Genomic DNA, 400 nt, shown 5'->3' with positions numbered 1-400 from the left:
TGATGCCGACCCCGCCCGCGATCCCGAGCACCTTGGGCCGGGTCCGCCGGGCGGCGGTGAGCGCCCCGAACGGCCCGGTGGCGATGACCCTGGTCCCGGGGCGCAGCCGGCGGATACGGCGGGAGTGCCCGCCGAGCGCCTTCACGGTGATCCGCAGGGCGTGGCCCTGGACCGGCGCGGACAGCGAGAACGGCAGGGCGGTGTGCCACAGCCGGCGCTGCAGGAACCGCCAGCGCAGGAACTGGCCCGGCTCCGCCCGCAGTTCCGCCAGGTGCTGCCCGTACACGACGACGGAGACCACCCCGGGCCCCTCGACCCGCACCTCGGCGACCCGCAGCGCGTGGCGCAGGGCCTGCCGTACGGGGACCACGGCCCGGTACCAGACCAGCAGGACGGCTCC

1 pseudogene is annotated in these 400 nt (G+C 76.8%); it reads right to left on the bottom strand.

The window, feature by feature from the left end:
- Positions 1 to 400, bottom strand: a pseudogene (locus G3I78_RS50095) (ferric reductase); the annotation flags it as partial.

This window comes from Streptomyces sp. SID13726 (genome assembly GCF_010548375.1).
Classification (GTDB): Bacteria; Actinomycetota; Actinomycetes; order Streptomycetales; family Streptomycetaceae; genus Streptomyces.
This window is presented reverse-complemented; position numbering and strand designations above follow the sequence as displayed.